The sequence below is a fragment of the Mumia xiangluensis genome (genome assembly GCF_010994095.1).
GTDB classification, from domain to species: Bacteria; Actinomycetota; Actinomycetes; order Propionibacteriales; family Nocardioidaceae; genus Mumia; species Mumia xiangluensis.
In genome coordinates this window covers 175,806-194,194 of sequence record NZ_WJYO01000007.1, presented here as the reverse complement: position 1 = coordinate 194,194, position 18,389 = coordinate 175,806, and the positions used below count along the sequence as shown (strand labels likewise).

Below are 18,389 nucleotides of genomic sequence, written 5' to 3'. Positions count from 1 at the left end.
GCGCATGACATTCGTCATCGCGAGGCCGTGACGGATCCACGCCTCTTCGTGACGCCGTGCACTACTGGCGACGCGGGGCGCCGGCGACGCTGGAGGCATGAGCGAACAGCTGAGTGGATCGAAGCCTGACGAGCGGGCTCCCGTGATCGAGGCGCGGGGCCTACGACGCGTGTACGGCGAGGGTGCCACCGCGTACGAGGCCGTCCGCGGGATCGACCTCGACGTCACCGAGGGGGAGGTGTTCGCCCTCCTGGGGACGAACGGTGCGGGCAAGACGTCGACGTTCGACCTGCTGGAAGGGCTCGCGTCGCCGACTGCCGGCGAGGTTGCGGTGTTCGGGCTCGACCCGGTGCGCGACCGTCGGCAGATCCGGCCGAGGGTGGGCACGATGCTGCAGAGCGGCGGCCTTCCCGCCGAGCTGACCGTCACCGAGACGTTGGAGATGTGGCGCGGCACGTGCAGCAACCCGACGACGGTCGAGGACGTCCTCGAGCGGGTCAGGCTGACCGACCGGGCCGACGTGCGGGTGGCGGCGCTGTCGGGGGGCGAGCAGCGCCGCGTCGACCTGGCGTGCGCGCTGCTCGGGCAGCCGAAGCTCCTGTTCCTCGACGAGCCGACCACGGGTCTCGACCCGGAGAGCCGTCGCGGCACGTGGCAGCTGCTCGCCGACCTGAAGTCCGCCGGCGTGACGATGGTCCTGACGACGCACTACCTCGACGAGGCCGAGGCGCTGGCCGACCGCGTCGCGATCATGCACCGCGGCGAGATCGTCGTCTGCGGCACGCTGCGCGAGATCGTCGACTCGCAGCCCGCGAGGATCACGTTCGACCACCCCGGTCTCGCCCTGCCGCCGTTGCGCGGCGCGGAGGTCGACGCCGGCGCTCGCGTCACGATCAGCACCCACGACCTGCAGGGGCACCTGTCGGAGCTGCTCGGATGGGCCGACGACCTTCGGCTGCAGCTCTCCGGGCTCGAGGCGCGTGCCGCCTCGCTCGAGTCCGTGTTCCTCCGCATCGCCGAGGGCGACCGCACCTCGGCCACCACCGCCGTACCGATGGGAGCAACGGCATGACCACGACGACCACCACCACGCCGACGCCGAGCCGCATGCGACCGCTGGTCGCGCTCGCGAACGCCGAGTACCTGCAGTTCCGGCGCAACCGGACGCTGATGTTCATGGGGACCGTGTTCCCGATCGCGATCCCGCTGCTGCCGTACGTCATCGGGCGGAGGACCGGCGGCAGCACGCCGGAGCTGGCGGCGACCGCGCTGGAGATGGTCGCGTACATCACCGTCGTCTTCGTCCAGTACTACTCGGTGCTGTCGATGATCACGACGCGGCGCGGCGAGGGTGTGCTGAAGCGGCTGCGTACAGGGGAGGCAGCCGACTGGCAGATCAAGACCGCGCCCGCGGTGCCGGGAGCGCTGTTGACGTTCGCCGGCGCCGCGGTGGTCGCGGCCGTCGTCTACTCCACGGGCGCACCGGCACCGGTGAACGTGCTCGCGATGGTGCTCGGCCTGGCTGGCGGCGTCGTGGTCTTCACACTGCTGGCGCTGCTCACCGCCGCGTACACGAAGAACGCCGAAGCCGCGCAGATCACCTCGCTGCCTGTCATCGCTCTCGCGACGGCCGGCCTCGGCAGCCTCCGTGCCGTGTTCCCCGACAACATCGCCCAGGTCCTCGACTGGACGCCGTTCGCCGCGGTCTCCGACCTCGTCGCGATCGGTGCGCTGGGTCGGCCGCTGAGCGCACCGGACGCGGATGCGGTCGGCTTCGCCGCGTCGTTCGGCGAGCTCGGTCGTCCGGTTGCGACACTTGTCGTATGGACAGTCCTCACCCTCGTCGTCGTGCAGAGGAGCTTCCGCTGGGACGACCGCGGGTGAACCGTGTCGCTGCCTGGTGGCATCCGCTGAGCGATCGGCAGCGGTTCCGGCTCTACAGCCGGGTCGCGTTGGAGGGGGCGGTCGTCGCGGTTGTCGTGGCGATGGCGTTCGCGGTGACCACGCCGTGGTCACGGGTCCTGATCGTCGTCGCCGGCCTGGCGGGCGTCGCCGCGATCGAGGCTCGCCCCGAGCTCACCGACTGGCCGCGGGCGGTGCAGCGGCGGGCGGCAGTCGTCGCCGCAGCTGTGCTCGTCGTCGTCGGCGTGGTGTCCTCCGTCGTGGCGCACAGCTCCTCGGACGATGCGGTCGTCGACGACGCCAGCGTGACCGGCTTGCTCGCCGTGCTGCTGATCGCCGTGGCGATCGTCCCGTTCCTGCGGTGGCGGTGGTACGCGCTCGCCGTGGTCGCCGTCCTCGCCGGGCTCGCGTACGGCAGCTCGCCGACCGAGGCGCTGCAGGTGGCCGCCGTGGTGGCGGTCGTGGGCGCGTTCATGGCGACGACGACGCTGCTCACCCTGTGGAGCCTGCGGGTCGTCGAGGATCTCGAGCACGCCAAGTCGGTCGAGGCAGAGCTGCGGGTCGCCGAGGAACGCCTGCGGTTCTCCCGCGACCTCCACGACGTCGTCGGTCGAGGATTCTCCGCGGTCGCGGTGAAGAGCGAGCTCGCGGCGACGCTGACGCGCGCAGGGGAGCACGACCGCGCCGCCGCGGAGATGGACGACGTCAAGGCGATCGCGGTGGAGTCGATGGAGCAGATGCGCGCGCTCGTGCAGGGGTATCGCGAGGTGAGCCTCAGCGCCGAGGTCGCGGGCGCGCAGTCGCTGCTGTCGGCAGCCGGGTGCCGGCTGGTGGTCGAAGGCGATCCGGCGACGGTGCCGACGGCGTACCACGAGGCCGCCGCCTGGGTCGTCCGCGAGGGCACCACCAACATCGTGAAGCACTCGGCCGCGACCACCGCGACGCTCACGCTCGGTCCGGAGGGCATGTCGCTGACGAACGACGCCGCGGGCGAGGTGTCGGACGCGCGGGCGGGCCAGCGCGGGCTGGCCGAGCGGCTGGCGGAGGTGGGGGCGAGGATGAGGACTTCCGTGCACGACGACCTGTACGTCCTGGAGGTTCGGTGGGAGACGTCATGATCCCGGTGCTCCTCGCCGATGACGAGACCCTCATCCGGACCGCGCTGGCGACGATGCTCGACCTCGAGCCCGATCTCGACGTCGTGGCGCATGTCGACTCTGGCGAGGAGCTGCTCGCGCTCTGGCAGCAGCGCGTACGCTCCGGCGAGCCCGTCGCTGTCGCGGTGCTCGACCTGCAGATGACCGGCCTCGACGGGATCGACACCGCGGTGCGTCTGCTCGAGCAGACCCCGAACGCGGGCGTCCTCATCGTGACGAGCCACGGCCGCCCCGGCTACCTCAAGCGCGCTCTGTCGGCTGGCGTCCGTGGGTTCCTGCCGAAGACGAGCTCGGCATCGACGCTCGCGTCAGTGATCCGTACCGTGCACGACGGCGGCCGGTACGTCGACCCGGCCCTCGCGGCGGAGGCGATCAGCACGGGGGACTCGCCGCTCACCGCGCGAGAGGCCGACGTGCTCGAGTTCGCGATCGATGGCGCCTCCATCGAGGAGATCGCCCGCCGTGCGCATCTCGCCGTCGGGACGACCCGCAACTACCTGTCCTCGGCGATGACGAAGCTCGCGGTGGCGAACCGGTACGAGGCTGCGTTGAAGGCGCGCGAGCTGGGATGGATCTGAGGTCGGGAGCGGACGGACCGACCTGCGGCACGCGGTGGAGTCGCGCGCAGGTTCCGACCTCGGGTCGGATCAAAGTTCGATGGTTTCATCCCGCGAACGGGCGCTCGCCGCTGGCATTCTGAGGGGATGTCGAACTCGTGGTGGGAAGCTCTGCAGGCGATCGGCCTGTTCCTGTCGCCGTTCGCGGTGGCGTGGCTGGCGTACGTCCTCAGCATCCGTCAGTCGCGTAACGACGAGCTCAAGCGTGTACAGCTGGAGTACTACAGCGCGCTAGCTCCGCGTCTCAACACGCTCGTCTGCTACGTGACGTTCATGGGGGACTGGCGCGACATCTCGCCCCCCGAGGTGATCGCCCTCAAACGGCAGCTCGATCGAGAGTTCTTCGTGGCAGCTCCTCTGTTTTCGCCCCGGGTGCGACAGAGGTACGACGCCTTCCTCGACGACTGCTACCGGACGTTCGGCGAGTGGGGCACCGATCCCAAGGTCCGAAGCAGTGCTCTCCCGCGTCGCGAAGTCTGGCGCGGCGAGTGGGACTCCTCCTGGGACGCCATGTTCGAGTTCGGCGACGTGCCGCTGACTACCGAGATGATTCGCAAGCCTCGTCGATCGCACGACGAGCTGATCGCTGCACTGGTGACCGATCTCAAGGTGGTCCGCTCTCGACCGAACTACACGTCGGACCTGGTTGCGCTCGAGAGGTCGTCACTGGGCCACGCGGAGAGGGACCCCGTGCCTCCCGGAGCCGCGTAGCCGGTCCCTGGTCGACCGATTCGTCCTGACTGAGCAAAAGCATGTAAGTCACTAGAGTTTAAAGACATAATGACCGGGTGACTGTCTCAACCCTCCACCCGCGCTCCGGTCGCGCACTCACGCCCGCCCAGCTGCGTACGGTCGTCGACCGGTTCGCCGCTGAGGCCCGGGCGGGTGTCTACACGCCGACGTTCGACTGGGACGAGCGCTGGCATGTCCGCATCCATGCCGACGACGACGTCGAGGTCTGGTTGATCAGCTGGACCAAGGAGCAGGGGACCGAGCTCCACGACCACGGTGGTTCGTCGGGCGTGTTCACCGTGGTCGAGGGGGCGCTCACCGAGTACGTCTGGGCCGGCTCGCGCCACGGTTCCACCGGACGGCTGGTCGACCGCGTGCGCCGGGACGGCGACACCGTCTCCTTCGGACCTCGCTACGTCCACGACGTCCGCAACCACGACGATCTCCCGGCCGTCAGCGTGCACGCCTACTCGCCACCGATCTCCTTGATGAACTACTACGACACGACCGGCAGCACGTTGGTGCGGCGGGCCTCGAGCTGGACCGACGACCCAGAGGCACCGTCGCCCGAGCGGATCAGCGCATGACGTTCGTCGGACTCGAAGCCTGGCTCGACGACGCGCGATCCGGTCTCCTGCGCCAGACGCCGGAGCAGGCGGCGGCCGCTGTCGGCGACGGCGCGGTGCTCGTCGACATTCGCCCTGCGTGGCAACGCCGTACCGAGGGAGAGATCCCGGGCTCGGTGGTGGTCGAGACCAACCACATCGCCTGGCGGCTCCACCCGGACTCCGATGCTCGCCTCACGATCGCGCGCCCGGGGCAGCCTTGGATCGTCGTCTGCAGCGAGGGCTACACCTCCTCGCTCGTCGCCGCCTGGCTCGTGGCTCTCGGGCTGGACGCCACGGACCTGGTCGGCGGATTCCACGCCTGGCAGGCAGCTGGCCTGCCGACGACGCGCAGTACGACAGAGGTCGAGCGCCGGGTCGGTAGTGACGAGCCGGTCGGTCGCGTCACCGCCGCTGCTCACTGACGCAGCGCCTGCCGAGGCACCGGCGGCCTACGCCGCGCGGCCGCGGTCACGCGGGCGCGAGAGGCAGCCGGACCGTGACGGAGAGTCCTCCGGTCGGCCGGGCCGCGAGGGTGAGGCTGCCGTCGTGCGCAGCGGCGATGCGCTCGACGATCGCCAGTCCCAGGCCGACCCCGGAGTGGTCGGCGTGCACGCGATCGGTGCCGCGTCGGAACGGCTCGGCGAGCGTGGTGACGAGCTGCGCCCCGAGCTGCTCACCGGTGTTCTCGACGGTGAGCGCCACGCCCGAGTCCTGTACGGCGGTGGTGACCCACACGCTGCCCTCGTCGGGGAGGTTGTGGACGATCGCGTTGTGCACGAGGTTCGTCGTCATCTGCAGCAGGAGCGAAGGCGAGCCGACGGTCGTGGTGATGTCGCCTGACGTCTCGATGGTGATGCCGCGCTGCTCCGCGAGCGGGAGGAGCGTCTCGGTGACCTCCTCGGCGAGGAGGGACAGGTCGACCGGCTCAGTTGAGAAGGCGCCCTGATCGGCGCGGCTGAGCAGGAGCAACGCTTGGGTGAGGTCGATCGCCCGGGCGTTGACGGCGTAGAGACGGTCGATGAGCTCGGCGGAGTCGCGGGTCGGATCCTTGCGGGCGAGGTCGAGGAGCGTCTGCGTGACCGCCAACGGCGTACGGAGCTCGTGGGAGGCGTTTGCCGCGAACCGTTGCTGCTCGGCGACGTGGGCCTCGAGCCGCGCGAGCATCGCGTCGAACGCGTCGGCGAGCTCGCGGAACTCGTCCTGGCGGCCCTCCATGTCGATCCGGTGCGCGAGCGACCCGGTGGCGGCCCGACGCGTGGCGTTGGTGATGCGGGTCAGGGGAGCGAGCATCCGCCCGGCGAGGAACCAGCCCCCGACGAGACCGAGGACGAGCAGGAACACCAACGCCTGGGCCGCTCTCGGAGCGAAGGCGTCCAGGAGGTCGGAGCGGGTGGGCGTGAACGGGCCGGGACCGAAGCTCGCGCGGTCGGGGACGTACCGCAGGAGGAACACCCACACCGTGGCGAGCAGCAGGGCGCCGGCGACCATCAGGAAGCCTGCATAGCTGAGTGTGAGCTTGAGGCGGACGCTCAATCCGCGCGGCCTATCCACGATCGCCTCCGCCCGCCCCGTCCGAAGGCGTGTCGATGCGATAGCCGACGCCGGGCACGGTCGCGATCAGCCAGGGCTCGCCGAGTCGCTTGCGCAGGGCAGAGACGGTGATGCGTACGGCGTTGGTGAACGGGTCCGCGTTCTCGTCCCACGCTCGCTCGAGGAGCTGCTCGGCGCTGATGACACCGCCCTCGGCGGCGACGAGGATCTCGAGCACGGCGAACTGCTTGCGCGTCAGCGCGACGTAGCGGCCGTCGCGGTAGACCTCGCGGCGGAACGGGTCGAGTCGCAGCCCGGCGATCTCGTGCACGGGTGGCCTGTTATGCGCGCGTCGGCGATCGAGTGCTCGCAGCCTGAGCACGAGCTCGCGCAGCGCGAACGGCTTCGTCAGGTAGTCGTCGGCGCCGAGCTCGAAGCCGGAGGCAAGGTCGTCGAGGCGGTCGGCCGCGGTGAGCATCAGGATCGGCATGCCTGTGCCGGAGGCGACGATGCGCTGGGCGACCTCGTCCCCGGACGGCCCGGGGATGTCGCGGTCGAGCACGGCGAGGTCGTACGCGTTGACGCTCAGCAGCTCCAGCGCGGTGTCTCCGTCTCCGGCGATGTCGGCGGCGATGGCCTCCAGGCGCAGACCATCACGGATCGCCTCAGCAAGCAGGGGCTCGTCCTCGACGACCAGTACGCGCATGCTCCGATGGTAGGGAGCAGGCACGTATCGTCGCCGTATCGAAAACCGCATACGCGCTGGCAACACCCCCTTTTCTGTACTGGTGGCATGTCTCGAAACCAGTCACGACGACCCGCCGTACGCCGCGTCCGATCGACCGTCCTCGCTGCTGTGACCGCCGTCGCGGTGCCCGTGTGCGCCGTCGCGTGCAGCCCGATCGCCGCCGCGCCACTGGTGGGCCAGCGCGGTCCGGTCGGTGTCGCTGACGGCGTGGTCGCCGACGGCACCTCGGTCTTCGCCGATGTCCCCGCGGTGGCCAACCTCGACCGAAGGCTCCTCGCTTCGCTCCGGGACGCCGCCGACGAGGCTGCCGACGACGGAGTCGAGCTCGACGTCAACAGCGGGTGGCGGTCGGAGCGCTACCAGGAGCAGCTCTTCGAGGAAGCAGCGGCGAAGTACGGCTCGGAGGACGAGGCCGAGCGTTGGGTCGCCCGCCCCGGCACGTCCGTGCACGAAGCCGGTGACGCGGTCGACATCGGTCCGACGTCGGCCATGTCGTGGCTGTCGCGGCACGGCGCGTCCTTCGGGCTCTGCCAGGTCTACGGCAACGAGCCGTGGCACTTCGAGCGGCGCCCCGACGCCGTCTCCGACGGCTGTCCTGCGCCGTACGCCGATCCCACCGACGACCCGAGGATGCGCCGGTGAGCGAGCCGTCCCCGCCGTCGATCGCACCCAGCCGCGGCGTCATCATCAACGGTCCCGGTCCGGGCGACTGGATCGGCAGGTACGAGTCGGTCGCCCTCGTCATGCTCACCGTGCTGCCCCTGGCGGCGCTGGTGGTGTGGGGGCTGGCCCGCAGGCGCCGTCGAGCCGGCAGCCCGACGGCGGCCGCCTGGCGTACGTCGCTGGCGGAGGTCGGCATCGTCGCCGGGACGCTGCCGTGGGTGTGGCTCACCCTGCTGCCGGCCAGCCACGGCGCCGCGCACGGTGGGGTGAGCGAGGTGCCGATCCGGGACCTCCTCGGCATGCCGCCGTACCAGATCGTCGGAAACCTTCTGGTCTTCGCGGCGCTCGGCTTCCTCGCGCCTGTGCGGTTCGCGGCGCTCGCGTCGATCCCGCGGATCCTCGCCCTCGCGGCTGCCGGCTCGATCCTGATCGAGTCGGCGCAGTACGCCATGCAGCTGGGCCGCGTCTCGTCCGTCGACGACGTCCTGCTCAACACCGCCGGCGCTGGGCTGGCCGCCGTCGCGTCACGCCGATGGTGGCGCGTACGCCCCGACTGTCAGCCGAGCTGCTCGAACAGGGACACGATGATCCCCTCAGGCCCCCGTACGTAGGCCATCCGCACGCTGTTCTCGTACTCGCCGATGCCGGCAACGAGGCCGAATCCGTCCGCAGCCACCGCTTCCAGGGCCGCATCGAGGTCGCCGACCTCGAACGACACGTTGCGCAGGCCGAGCTCGTTCGCCATCGCCGTGGGGGATCCGGGCACGTGGTCGGGTGTCACGAAGCTCGAGAGCTCCAGCCGCGAACCTCCGTCGGGCGGTCGCAGCATCACGATCTCGCACTGGGCTCCCGGGATGCCGCAGACGGTCTCCACGAACTCGCCCTCGACGGAGCCGGTGCCCTCCACCTCGAGACCCAGCCCGACGAAGAACGCGGTCGCCGCCTCGAGGTCGGCGACGGTGATGCCGATGTGGTCGAAACGTTCGACATGTGCCATGAGGCCACCTTGCCAAGGGTGTCAAGCCCGACCGACAACGTGGGGCACAAAGTCGGCGTCGTGACCGGAGAGCGAGCGTAGCCTCGAAAGACGAGGCAGAGGGGTCTGTCTCCTACCTTCGGAGCTAGGAGATGACGTGGCCAAGAAGCAGGAGTTCAAGCATCAGTACCTGACGATGAGCATCAGTGCGACACGACGCGGTCTCGAGTTTCGCCCGAAGTGGGGCGAGGGCTGTGACATCGACACGGGCTGCGTGTGCACGGATGGCTGCACCAACTGCAGCGGGGAGTGCACGGCGTGCAGCGCGACCTGCAAGGGACCCGACTCGACGGGCGCCCTCATCCCGAACCCGCAAGGTGAGGTCGAACTCGTCCTCAACCTGAAGGCGATCGCCGCGGTCCTCAAATCGGTGGAGGCGAAGGCAGGAGGCTAGCCACGTCCGGATCGCTGCCGCAGCTCTCGGAGCGAGGGCTCCGCTACGGCGCGGCACTGGGCATGGCCGCTCGTGACGACCTGACGGTCCGGTTGTACGGGTTCAACCGGCTCCCGCTGTCGCCCAAGATCCGTGCCGCGGTGCCCGGCGAGCGTGACCTGCGAGGCTTCGTGCTCGCTGGCACGCCGGGCCTGAGCGAGCACTGGCGGAGCAGACGGCTCGAGCGCCGGGCAGGCTGGCTCAGCTGGATCCGCCGGGACGGCACGAGTAGGACTCCCACGGTCGCGCACAAGCTGTACATCAGCCCGATGCCGGAGGCCGTGGGAGACGCCGTGCGCGTGCTGACGCCGCTGGTGACCGACTCGCCCTGTGTCGCGTTCAAGCTCGGCGCGACACCGAGCTTCCTCGCGCGCCCCGACAAGCTGGTCGCCTACTTCCGAGGTCGCAACGAGATGCTCGACGTGGCACGGCTGGCGGCGGAGAGGCTCGATGGCATCCCGGCCCACGGCGTACCGTTCACGTTTCCCCTCGACTCAGCAGGCCTCGTGTCGAGCGGGGTCGACCCGCCGTACGACGCGGACCGGCTCACGAGCTGGCGGCTGTGGCTGTGCACGGAGCTCGCTCGCGCGATCCTCGCGGCCGACGGCGGCGATGCGCTCGCTGCCGCCCGGTCGCGGCTGGTCGCACTCGGGATCGACCCGGACACGTGGCAGGCACCGCTCGATCCGTGGGGGACGCATGGACCCGGATGAGGCCTTCGTCCTCGCGAGTGAGGTGACCGTGGTGGCGGTCGGGGACCTCGACCCCGTGCTGCAGGCTCAGATCGATGCCGAGGACGGCGACTTCGCGATCACGAAGGAGCACTCGCGACGGACGACACGCCTGATCGATCGTGCGGGTGCGGAGCTGCTCGAGGAGTTCCGTGCGGCGAGCAGCATCCCCGACGCTCTCCAGCGCTACAGCGCGCGGACGGGCCGTGTCCCGATGGACGTCCTCAACCAGAGCTTCGACCTCCTCGCAAGAATGGTGAAGGACGAGTTCCTCATGCCGGCGGCGGCCCGCTCGGTCTCCGCAATGGGTGCGGTCGAATCGGCGGGCGGGTGGCAGCCGCTCGAGCCGTTGCGTCAGCTCGACGACACCGAGGTCTTCCTCGTACGCGGACCGGACGGTGGTCGCGGCGTCCTGAAGCGGGTCTCGCCCCGTGCCGAGGCGTGGGTGCACGTCGCGTTGCGGAACGAAGCCATCGCGCTGCACCAGCTCGCTGGCAACGGCGCGCCGGAACTGCTCGAGGAGGGCGTCGACGCGGAGACGCCGTACCTCGTCGTTGCATGGCGTCCTGGGCTGACCTCCGAGCTTGCGGCCGCGCACGTGCGCCGCCCGTGGCTGTCCGAGACGCGCGCACCGCTCGCCGTGATGTGCACCAGCGTCCTCACGCGCTACGCCGAGCTGCACGAGCACGGGTTCCTGCACGGCGACGTCCAGCCGACGAACGTGCTCCTCGATCCTGGCACCGGGGACGCATCTCTGGTCGACTTCGGGCTCGCCGTACGCGTGGGGGAGCAGCAGCCGTCGCGGCTCCGCGGGGGAGTCGCGACGTTCATCACCCCGGAGTGGGCGGGGTCGGCGCTCCGCGGGGAACACCCACCGACGCCGACTCCCGCCTCGGAGCAGTACGCCGTTGCCGCGCTCGTCTATCGGCTGCTCGCCGGGCACGACTACCTTGAGCGGCGGCTCGACCCGGATGCCTGGCACCGCGCCGTCTGCACCGAGCCACCCCGTGCGTTCGTCCGCCACGGGATCCCGCCGTGGCCGGAGATCGAGGCGGTCCTGCATCGCGCGCTGTCGAAGGACCCTGCAGCACGGTACGCGTCGGTCGCCGAGCTCCGCGATGCGTTCGCGGATGCTGCACAGCGCAGTCTGGTCGGTCCGGGCCGTCCTTCGACCGCCCAGCCGTGGACGCCGCCGGGGCTCGTCGATGCGGCCATCGGTCGTCTCGCCGAAGACGCAGAGGTGCGTCGCCCGCTCCCACGCCCGACGGCCAGCGTCAACCTCGGCGCAGCCGGCATCGCGAGCTTCCTCCTGCGCGCGAGCGGCCTGACGGAGCGCGGGGATCTGCTCGCCGCGGCCGACCTCTGGATCGAACGCGCGAAGCGGGACGCTGTGACCTCCTACGACGACGCATTCGCCGACCCCTCGAGAGGACTGGACGAGGACACCGTCGGCCGGGCGTCGCTCTACCACTCACCGGTGGGTGTGCACCTGGTCGACGCTCAGATTGCGCTGGCCCTCGATCAACGATCGCGGGCGAGTGAGGCGATCGGGCGCCTCGTCACAGCCTCAGAGCGCTCCGACCCTCGTGCCGACGTCGTGACCGGGGCGGCCGGTCGGCTGATCGCGTTCGCGACTCTGCTCGAGACGGCCGCGGCGGTCGGGGTCGACGACGAGCGCGACAGGCTCCGTGCCCTCGGCGACAAGACGACGGGAGCGCTGCTGGATCCGCTCGACGGCGTCGAGGAAGCCGTGCCGGGAACCGGCGAGCCGTTCCTTGGGGTCGCGCACGGCTGGGCTGGAGTCGCGTACGCACTCCTGAGATACCTGCGTGCAGCCGGGGAGCCCGTTCCCGAGTCCGTCCGTGGCCTGCTCCGCGCTCTCGCCGGTGAGGCGCAGCGTGACGCGGGCGCGGTGTCGTGGTCGATCGGCAGCATGAACGAGGGTCTGGAGGCGGGATGGTGCCACGGGACGACGGGGCACACGCTGCTGTGGTCGGAGGTGCACAGCACCGAGGCACTCCCGGACGTCGACGCGCTCGAGCTCGCGCTGGCCGCCGGGGAGCACGTCTGGAGGCATCCCTCCCCAGGAGCGGGGCAGCTCTGCTGCGGCGCCGCCGGACAGGGCTATGCGTTCCTGGCGCTGTCGCGGCTGACGGGCGACGGTGTCCATGTCGGACGGGCTCGCGACCGGCTCGACCACGCCGTCGGCTTCGTCGGGACCCGCGGAATGCTCCCGAACAGCCTCTACAAGGGGGATCTCGGCGTTGCGCTGCTGGAGCTCGAGATCGCGGAGCCGTACCTCGCGGCGATGCCGATGTTCGAGCCGGAACGCTGGGGCGCCGTGGCGAGGTGACGGCGCCGCCCGGGATCACCAGCCGGTCGACGCCTCGAGCACGATGTCTCCGGCGCCGCGGCCGACCTGCACGAGGAACCCGCCGGGCTCGATCGTCCACGCGCCGGCGTCGGTGTCCCAGTGCTCGAACGTGCGCCGCGGCAGCGGCACCTCCACGGTGACCGTCTCGCCGGGGTCGGCGCCCACCCACGCGTACGACGCGAGCCACCGCGTCGGTCGCTCCACGGCGCTGCCCTCCCGGGCGACGTACGCCTGCACCAGCTCGCGCCCGCTCCGGTCCCCGGTGTTGCGCACCGTCACGCGCGCCACGGCGTCGTCCGGTCCGCCGGCGACGTCGAGCGCGTCGTACGACCAGGTCGTGTAGCCGAGGCCGTGCCCGAACCAGTACGCCGGAGCGACGGCGTCGCGCAGGAACCGGCGGTAGCCGACGTGCAGCCCCTCGTCGTAGGCGAGAGCGCCGTCGACCGGCCGCGTCGACGGCAGCACCTCCGACTCGGTCGCGGGCCACGTGGTCGGCAGCCGTCCGCCGGGTTCGACGACACCCGTCAGCAGGTCGGCGAGGGCGTGGCCGAACTCCTGCCCCGGGAACCACGACAGCAGGACGGCGGCGACCTCGTCGCGCCACGGCATCACCACCGGCGCACCGGCGTTCACGACGACCACCGTGCGCGGGTTGGCGGCGGCGACCCGGCGTACGAGCTCGTCCTGACGCCCCGGCAGGTCCAGGGAGTCGCGGTCGAAGCCCTCGCTCTCGACCTCCTCGTTGGTGCCGACCACGACGACGGCCACGTCGCTGACGCGCGCGAGGTCGACGGCGTGCGCGATCGCGGCCTCGTCGCCGGGGTAGGGGAGGTCGGCGTTGAGCTGGAGCGAGACGAGCAGGTCGGAGCCCGGAGTGTGATCGGTGATCGTGCGGACGACGGTGAGCTCGACGCTCTCGCCCTCGGCCAGCGCCACGTCGACCCCGCGCTGCGGCGGACGCATGAGGCCTTCGACCGGGTCAGCCCCCTCCGGCAGCACGAGCAGCTCGTCGACGGCGACGTCCCCGCCGAGCAGCATCCGGAACTGGCCGAGGCCGGAGAAGCCGACGCGGTACTCGCCGGTCTCCGGCGCGGTGAGCACGGTCGTCATCTCGATCGCGCCGAGCTTCTCGGGTGCGACACCGTCGACGAAGGCGTTGTTCCAGTTGTACGCGGTGCCGGTGCGTTCGTCGGTCGCGAGCACGTCACCGTCGCGGTCGACGAAGCGGATGCGTACGCCGGGCGCGCCGCTGCCGGGCACGCTCAGGTGCGCGGGGTCGGCGATGCCGATCCGGTGGTGCGCACGGACACCCTCCGCGTACACGACGACGTCCTCGCCGAACGCCTCGCGCAGGCCGTCCACCGGCGAGATCTCGCGGTCGGGGAACACGAACGCGCTGCCCCCACCGAGCGTCCGCCCCGGGTGTGCGTTGGGGCCGACGACCGCGACGCGGCGCAGCTCCGGCCGGTTCAGGGGGAGCGCAGGGACACCGCCCACGGGCTCGTTGCGGACCATGACGAACCCGGCCGCGGCCGCACGGCGTACGAGGGCATGGGTGTCCTCCGGCGTACGGGGCGCGAGCGGCTGCTGGGTCACCGGCTCCAGCGCGCCGACCCGGTGCGCCAGCCGCAGCAACCGCCGTACCTTGTCGTCGACCGCCTCCTCCGAGACCTGCCCGTCGCGGACCGCCTCGACGAGCAGGTCGCCCCACGGCCCCGTCGGCCCCGGCATCGCGAGGTCGAGCCCGCCGACGGCCGTGGCGACGGTCGACCGCGTCGCGTACCAGTCGCTCATCGTGACCCCGTCGAAGCCCCACTCCGCGTGCAGCACGTCGCGCAGCAGCGGCGACTCGGTCATCGTGGTGCCGTTGACCTGGTTGTACGCCGCCATCACCGCCCAGGCACCGGCGTCGCGCACGATCACCTCGAACGGCGCGAGATAGACCTCGCGCAGCGTCCGCTCGTCGATGCGCATGTCGACGGTGAGCCGGTCGGACTCGGAGTCGTTGGCGACGAAGTGCTTCACCGTTGCCGCGACGCCGTCGTCCTGCATCGCGCGGACGATCGCGGCGCCGACCCGGGCGGTCAGCACCGGGTCCTCGCTGAAGCACTCGAAGTGACGGCCACCGTACGGCGAGCGGTGCAGGTTGACGGTCGGTGCGAGAACCACGTCGACGCCCTTGCGGCGCGCTTCCGACGCAAGAAGGTGGCCGAGCTCGGCGAGCAGCGCGTCGTCCCACGTCGCCGCGAGCGCGGTGGGTGAGGGGAGGTTCGCGGAGGTGTCGCGCTCGTCCCACAGCTCACCGCGTACGCCGGCGGGCCCGTCGGAGGTGACGACCCGGCGCAGCCCGATCTCGGGCTCGGCGTTCAGTGCCCAGAAGTCGGCGCCGGTCAGCAGGCGGACCTTCTGCTCGAGCGTGAGACGCCCGACGAGAGCGGTGAGGTCGGGCGGGTCGAGGTCGGTCATCAGGTTTCTCCTGGAGGTGGGTGCGACGGCGTACGGGCCGGTCAGGCCTTGACGCCGCCTTCGGCGAGCCCGCTGCGCCAGAACCGCTGCAGCGCGAGGAACGCGATGACGAGCGGCACGATCGACAGCAGCGACCCGACGATCACGAAGAGGCGGAGCTCGGGGAGCTGGTTGACCTGGCTGTTCCAGGTGTTGAGGCCGAGCGTGAGCGGGTAGAGCGTGGTGTCCTGCAGCATGACCAGCGGGAGGAAGAAGTTGTTCCAGATGGCGACGAACTGGAACAGGAAGATCGTCACCAGCGCTGGCCCCATGAGCCGGATCGCGACGGTGAAGAACGTCCGGAACTCCGAGGCGCCGTCGATGCGGGCCGCCTCGAGGAGCTCGTCGGGGACGGCCGACGCGGCGAAGATCCGGGCCAGGTAGACGCCGAACGGCGAGACGAGGCTGGGGAGCAGGATCGCCCACATCGTGTCGGCCTGGTCGACCTCGCTGAACAGCAGGAACAGCGGCAGGGCGAGCGCGGTCGCCGGGACGAGGACGCCGCCGAGGATGACGTTGAAGGTCGCCTCGCGGCCCGGGAAGACGTACTTCGCGAGTGCGTAGCCGGCCATCGCCGCGAACAGTGTGCCGAGCACGGCGCCCACCCCCGCGTACACGAGGCTGTTGAACGCCCAGCGCACGAAGATGCCGTCGTCGTAGGTGACGACGTCGGTGATGTTGTCGAAGAGCAGGAACGGGTCGGAGAACCAGAGGCCCTTGCCGCTGCTCAGCGCGGCCTGGTCCTTGCTGGAGGCGACCAGGAGCCACCACAGCGGCACCAGGAAGTACGACGCGCAGATCACCATGAAGAGCGTCGCGGTGGCGGTGCTGGAGCGCGTGGCGCGGGTCATCCGAGGGCTCGCTTCTGGGTGAGCTTGAGGAACGTGAACGACAGCGTGCACGTGATGAGCGCGAGCACGACCGACATCGCGGCGGCGAGGTGGTAGTCGGGGATGCTCGAGGTCGCGTCGACCATGAGGTTCGGGGTGTAGTCGCGGCCGACGGCGCTGGAGATCGCCCGGAACACCCGTGGCTCGTTGAAGAGCTGGAGAGTGCCGATGATCGAGAACACGCCGGTGAGGACGAGCGCAGGCCCCACGGCCGGGATCTTCACCGACCACGCGATCCGCAGCTGACCGGCGCCGTCGATGGTGGCGGCCTCGATGGTCTCCCGCGGGATCGCCTGCAGCGCCGCGTAGATGATCAGCATGTTGTAGCCGATGTAGACCCAGTTGACGACGTTGACCATCGCGAACATGACCAGCTCGGGCCCGAGCAGGTCGACGTTGTTCGCGACCTGGGGGAACGGTGAGATCTCCGGCGAGTAGAGGAAGCCCCACATGATCGCCGCGATCACGCCCGGCACCGCGTACGGGGCGAAGAACGCGAGCCGGAAGAAGCTCTTGCCCTTCACCAGTGGGGAGTCGAGCAGGAGCGCGAACAGCAGCGCCAGCCCGAGCTGCAGCGGGATCGAGGCGACGAAGAAGACGAGGACCCGGACGATGCTGGCCCAGAAGTCGCCGTTGTCGAGCACCCTGCCGTACTGCTCGAGTCCGCCGAAGACCTCGCGGGCCTTGCCGAACGTGCCCTCGCGCTCGACCTTGAAGAACGACTGCCACACCGCGTACGCGATCGGCGCCAGGTAGAAGAGGACGAAGAGCACGACGAACGGGCCGAGGAAGCCCACGATCGCGCCCTTGTGCCGGATGCGCTGTCGTGGGGGCTGCGGCGCCGGGGCCTCGGCGATCTGCGCCGACACGGACGTCGCCATACGCTGCTCCTTCACGGGGGGACGGATTGGGTGCGGCCGGCGGTTCGGGGGTGCCGGCCGCACCCGTCTGTGAAGCGGGACCCTAGTCGTTGACGTCCAGCGACTGGGCCTTGAGCGTGTCGACGGTCTTCTGCTGGGCCTCGGTCAGGGCGTCGGTGAGCGTGCCCTGTCCGTTGACGGCCTTGCCGAAGCCGTTGCCGAGGTCGGCGTACGTCTGGGTCATCGTCGGTCCCCACTGGAAGTCAGGGTCGACACCCTCCGATGCCTGGGCGAAGACCTCCCACACCTTCTGGCCGCCGTAGTAGGGCAGCCCCTCGGTGAGCGAAGGGAGCGAGGCCTGGCCCTCGGTGGTGGCGGGGTACTGGCCGCCGTTGGCGTTGTTGAGCGCGAGCGCCTCGGGCGCGCTGAATGCCCACGTCGCGAACTTCGCCGCCTCGTACGGGTGCTTCGACGTCTTCCAGACGACCGCGTTGGAACCGCCCCAGTTGCCCGACGTGGTGCCGCCGGCCTCCCATTGCGGCATCGGTGCGACGGCCCACTTGCCGGCCGTCTTCGGCGCGCTGGTCTCGAGCAGCTTGGTGGTCCAGGCTGCACCGATCAGCGTCCACTGCTTGCCGTTGTCGAGCGCGTTCCACTGGGCGTCGACCAGGCCCGGCAATGTGCCGACGAGATCCTCGTCCAGGAGCGACTGCCAGTAGTCGGCGACCTGCTGGGTCTTGTCGTCGTTCAGGCTGACCGTCCAGGCACCGTCGTCCTCGGAGAACCAGGTCGCGCCGTTCTGCCAGGCGAGCGAGGTGAACCAGGCGGGCTGGTCGGGCGGGAAGTTCGTGATGTCCGCGCCGAGCGCCTTGATCTTCTTCGCCGCGTCGGTGAACTCGTCCCAGGTCGTCGGGACCGGGATACCGTTCTGCTCGAACAGGTCCTTGCGGTAGTAGAGCCCCATCGGGCCGACGTCCATCGGGACGCCGTAGGACGAGCCGTCCTCGCCGAAGCTGACCTGCGAGACGGTCCAGGGCAGGAAGTCGTCCTCGACGTCCTGCCAGGGCTCGCACCCGCCGATGTCGGCCAGGCCGTCCTGCAGCCGGAAGCTCGCGAGGTTGTCGAACTCGATCATGCCGATGTCACCGGTGGTGCCGGCCTTGATCTGGTTCTGGTACGCCTGGTAGGTGCCCTGGTTGCCGCCGACGACCTCTTTGTACTCGACCTGGATGTCGGGGTTGTTCTGGTTCCACAGGTCGACCGTCTCCTGCATGCCCGGGACCCAGGAGGTGAAGGTCAAGGTGACCTTCTCCCCGTCGGCCGCAGGCTTGCACGCGTCGGATGCCGAGTCGTCGGAGTCGTCGTCGCCGCCACCGCACGCGGCGACGAGGACCATCGCTGCCGCGGCTGCGAGCGCTGCGGCGCTGCGGCGCCTGCGCCTGGTGAGTACCGCCATGTCGTGTCGTCCTTTCAGATCCGACGTGCGTCGGTGGAGGTTGGCGTGCGGCCCGAGCAGCGCACCGGGTGTGACGTCGGACACATCACCCGGTGGAGATATCGAAGCACACTTACTGAGGTGCAAGTAAGTAACGGGGATAACGAT

19 protein-coding genes are annotated in these 18,389 nt (G+C 70.4%); 12 read left to right on the top strand and 7 right to left on the bottom strand.

Annotation, left to right across the window (positions count from 1 at the left end; translation table 11 throughout):
* Positions 1–97 precede the first annotated feature (97 nt).
* The 7 genes from GH747_RS20735 to GH747_RS20705 all read left to right on the top strand — a co-directional run bounded on the left by GH747_RS20735 (position 98) and on the right by GH747_RS20705 (position 5,438).
* Positions 98–1,072, top strand: a complete 975-nt coding sequence (locus GH747_RS20735) for an ABC transporter ATP-binding protein (protein ID WP_149771541.1) — start codon at positions 98–100, stop codon at positions 1,070–1,072.
* A complete protein-coding gene (locus GH747_RS20730; protein ID WP_149771540.1) occupies positions 1,069–1,884 on the top strand; it encodes an ABC transporter permease in 816 nt (271 codons plus the stop codon). Before GH747_RS20735 ends, GH747_RS20730 begins: the two co-directional genes overlap by 4 nt.
* Positions 1,881–3,020, top strand: coding sequence for a sensor histidine kinase (locus tag GH747_RS20725; RefSeq protein WP_205603049.1), 1,140 nt, complete (start codon positions 1,881–1,883; stop codon positions 3,018–3,020). Before GH747_RS20730 ends, GH747_RS20725 begins: the two co-directional genes overlap by 4 nt.
* Positions 3,017–3,637, top strand: coding sequence for a response regulator transcription factor (locus GH747_RS20720; RefSeq protein ID WP_149771538.1), 621 nt, complete (start codon positions 3,017–3,019; stop codon positions 3,635–3,637). Before GH747_RS20725 ends, GH747_RS20720 begins: the two co-directional genes overlap by 4 nt.
* A 126-nt stretch (positions 3,638–3,763) precedes the next feature.
* Complete coding sequence (locus GH747_RS20715) at positions 3,764–4,387, top strand: hypothetical protein (protein ID WP_149771537.1); 624 nt, start codon at positions 3,764–3,766, stop codon at positions 4,385–4,387.
* Positions 4,388–4,464: 77 nt separating this feature from the next.
* Positions 4,465–4,995 carry a cysteine dioxygenase gene (locus GH747_RS20710; RefSeq protein WP_149771536.1) on the top strand — a complete coding sequence of 177 codons (531 nt, stop codon included), beginning with the start codon at positions 4,465–4,467 and terminating at the stop codon, positions 4,993–4,995.
* On the top strand, positions 4,992–5,438 hold the full coding sequence (locus tag GH747_RS20705; protein ID WP_149771535.1) for a rhodanese-like domain-containing protein: 447 nt from the start codon (positions 4,992–4,994) through the stop codon (positions 5,436–5,438). The genes GH747_RS20710 and GH747_RS20705 overlap by 4 nt, the downstream gene beginning before the upstream one ends.
* A gap of 46 nt (positions 5,439–5,484) precedes the next feature.
* On the opposite strand, the gene GH747_RS20700 is transcribed toward GH747_RS20705, so the two are convergent.
* Together GH747_RS20700 and GH747_RS20695 are read right to left on the bottom strand one after the other, a co-directional pair.
* Complete coding sequence (locus tag GH747_RS20700; protein ID WP_276208367.1) at positions 5,485–6,549, bottom strand: sensor histidine kinase; 1,065 nt, start codon at positions 6,547–6,549, stop codon at positions 5,485–5,487.
* Between the two features lie 10 nt (positions 6,550–6,559).
* Complete coding sequence (locus tag GH747_RS20695) at positions 6,560–7,252, bottom strand: response regulator transcription factor (protein WP_149771533.1); 693 nt, start codon at positions 7,250–7,252, stop codon at positions 6,560–6,562.
* A gap of 87 nt (positions 7,253–7,339) precedes the next feature.
* Here GH747_RS20695 and GH747_RS20690 point away from each other — a divergent pair, with 87 nt between their 5' ends.
* Positions 7,340–7,936 carry a M15 family metallopeptidase gene (locus GH747_RS20690; RefSeq protein ID WP_149771532.1) on the top strand — a complete coding sequence of 199 codons (597 nt, stop codon included), beginning with the start codon at positions 7,340–7,342 and terminating at the stop codon, positions 7,934–7,936.
* A complete protein-coding gene (locus GH747_RS20685; protein ID WP_228553026.1) occupies positions 7,933–8,568 on the top strand; it encodes a VanZ family protein in 636 nt (211 codons plus the stop codon). Before GH747_RS20690 ends, GH747_RS20685 begins: the two co-directional genes overlap by 4 nt.
* Here GH747_RS20685 and GH747_RS20680 read toward each other — a convergent pair.
* Positions 8,514–8,954, bottom strand: a complete 441-nt coding sequence (locus tag GH747_RS20680; protein WP_149771531.1) for a VOC family protein — start codon at positions 8,952–8,954, stop codon at positions 8,514–8,516. The genes GH747_RS20685 and GH747_RS20680 overlap by 55 nt on opposite strands.
* 136 nt (positions 8,955–9,090) lie before the next feature.
* On the opposite strand from GH747_RS20680, the gene GH747_RS20675 reads away from it, so the two are divergent.
* From GH747_RS20675 to GH747_RS20665, 3 genes are all read left to right on the top strand, one after another.
* A complete protein-coding gene (locus GH747_RS20675; protein ID WP_149771530.1) occupies positions 9,091–9,387 on the top strand; it encodes a hypothetical protein in 297 nt (98 codons plus the stop codon).
* 62 nt (positions 9,388–9,449) lie between these two features.
* Complete coding sequence (locus GH747_RS20670) at positions 9,450–10,139, top strand: hypothetical protein (RefSeq protein ID WP_163695864.1); 690 nt, start codon at positions 9,450–9,452, stop codon at positions 10,137–10,139.
* Positions 10,126–12,510, top strand: coding sequence for a lanthionine synthetase LanC family protein (locus GH747_RS20665; RefSeq protein ID WP_163695861.1), 2,385 nt, complete (start codon positions 10,126–10,128; stop codon positions 12,508–12,510). The genes GH747_RS20670 and GH747_RS20665 overlap by 14 nt, the downstream gene beginning before the upstream one ends.
* A gap of 15 nt (positions 12,511–12,525) precedes the next feature.
* On the opposite strand, the gene GH747_RS20660 is transcribed toward GH747_RS20665, so the two are convergent.
* From GH747_RS20660 to GH747_RS20645, 4 genes are all read right to left on the bottom strand, one after another.
* Positions 12,526–14,997, bottom strand: a complete 2,472-nt coding sequence (locus GH747_RS20660) for a glycoside hydrolase family 3 protein (RefSeq protein WP_149771528.1) — start codon at positions 14,995–14,997, stop codon at positions 12,526–12,528.
* 41 nt (positions 14,998–15,038) lie between these two features.
* Positions 15,039–15,887, bottom strand: coding sequence for a carbohydrate ABC transporter permease (locus tag GH747_RS20655; protein ID WP_149771527.1), 849 nt, complete (start codon positions 15,885–15,887; stop codon positions 15,039–15,041).
* The gene (locus tag GH747_RS20650; RefSeq protein ID WP_149771526.1) at positions 15,884–16,807 is read right to left on the bottom strand and encodes a carbohydrate ABC transporter permease; all 924 of its coding nucleotides are present in this window, start codon (positions 16,805–16,807) and stop codon (positions 15,884–15,886) included. The genes GH747_RS20655 and GH747_RS20650 overlap by 4 nt, the downstream gene beginning before the upstream one ends.
* Positions 16,808–16,889: 82 nt before the next feature.
* Positions 16,890–18,242 (bottom strand): ABC transporter substrate-binding protein, encoded by a 1,353-nt coding sequence (locus GH747_RS20645; RefSeq protein ID WP_149771525.1) that lies wholly within the window; start codon positions 18,240–18,242, stop codon positions 16,890–16,892.
* Between the last annotated feature and the right edge of the window lie 147 nt (positions 18,243–18,389).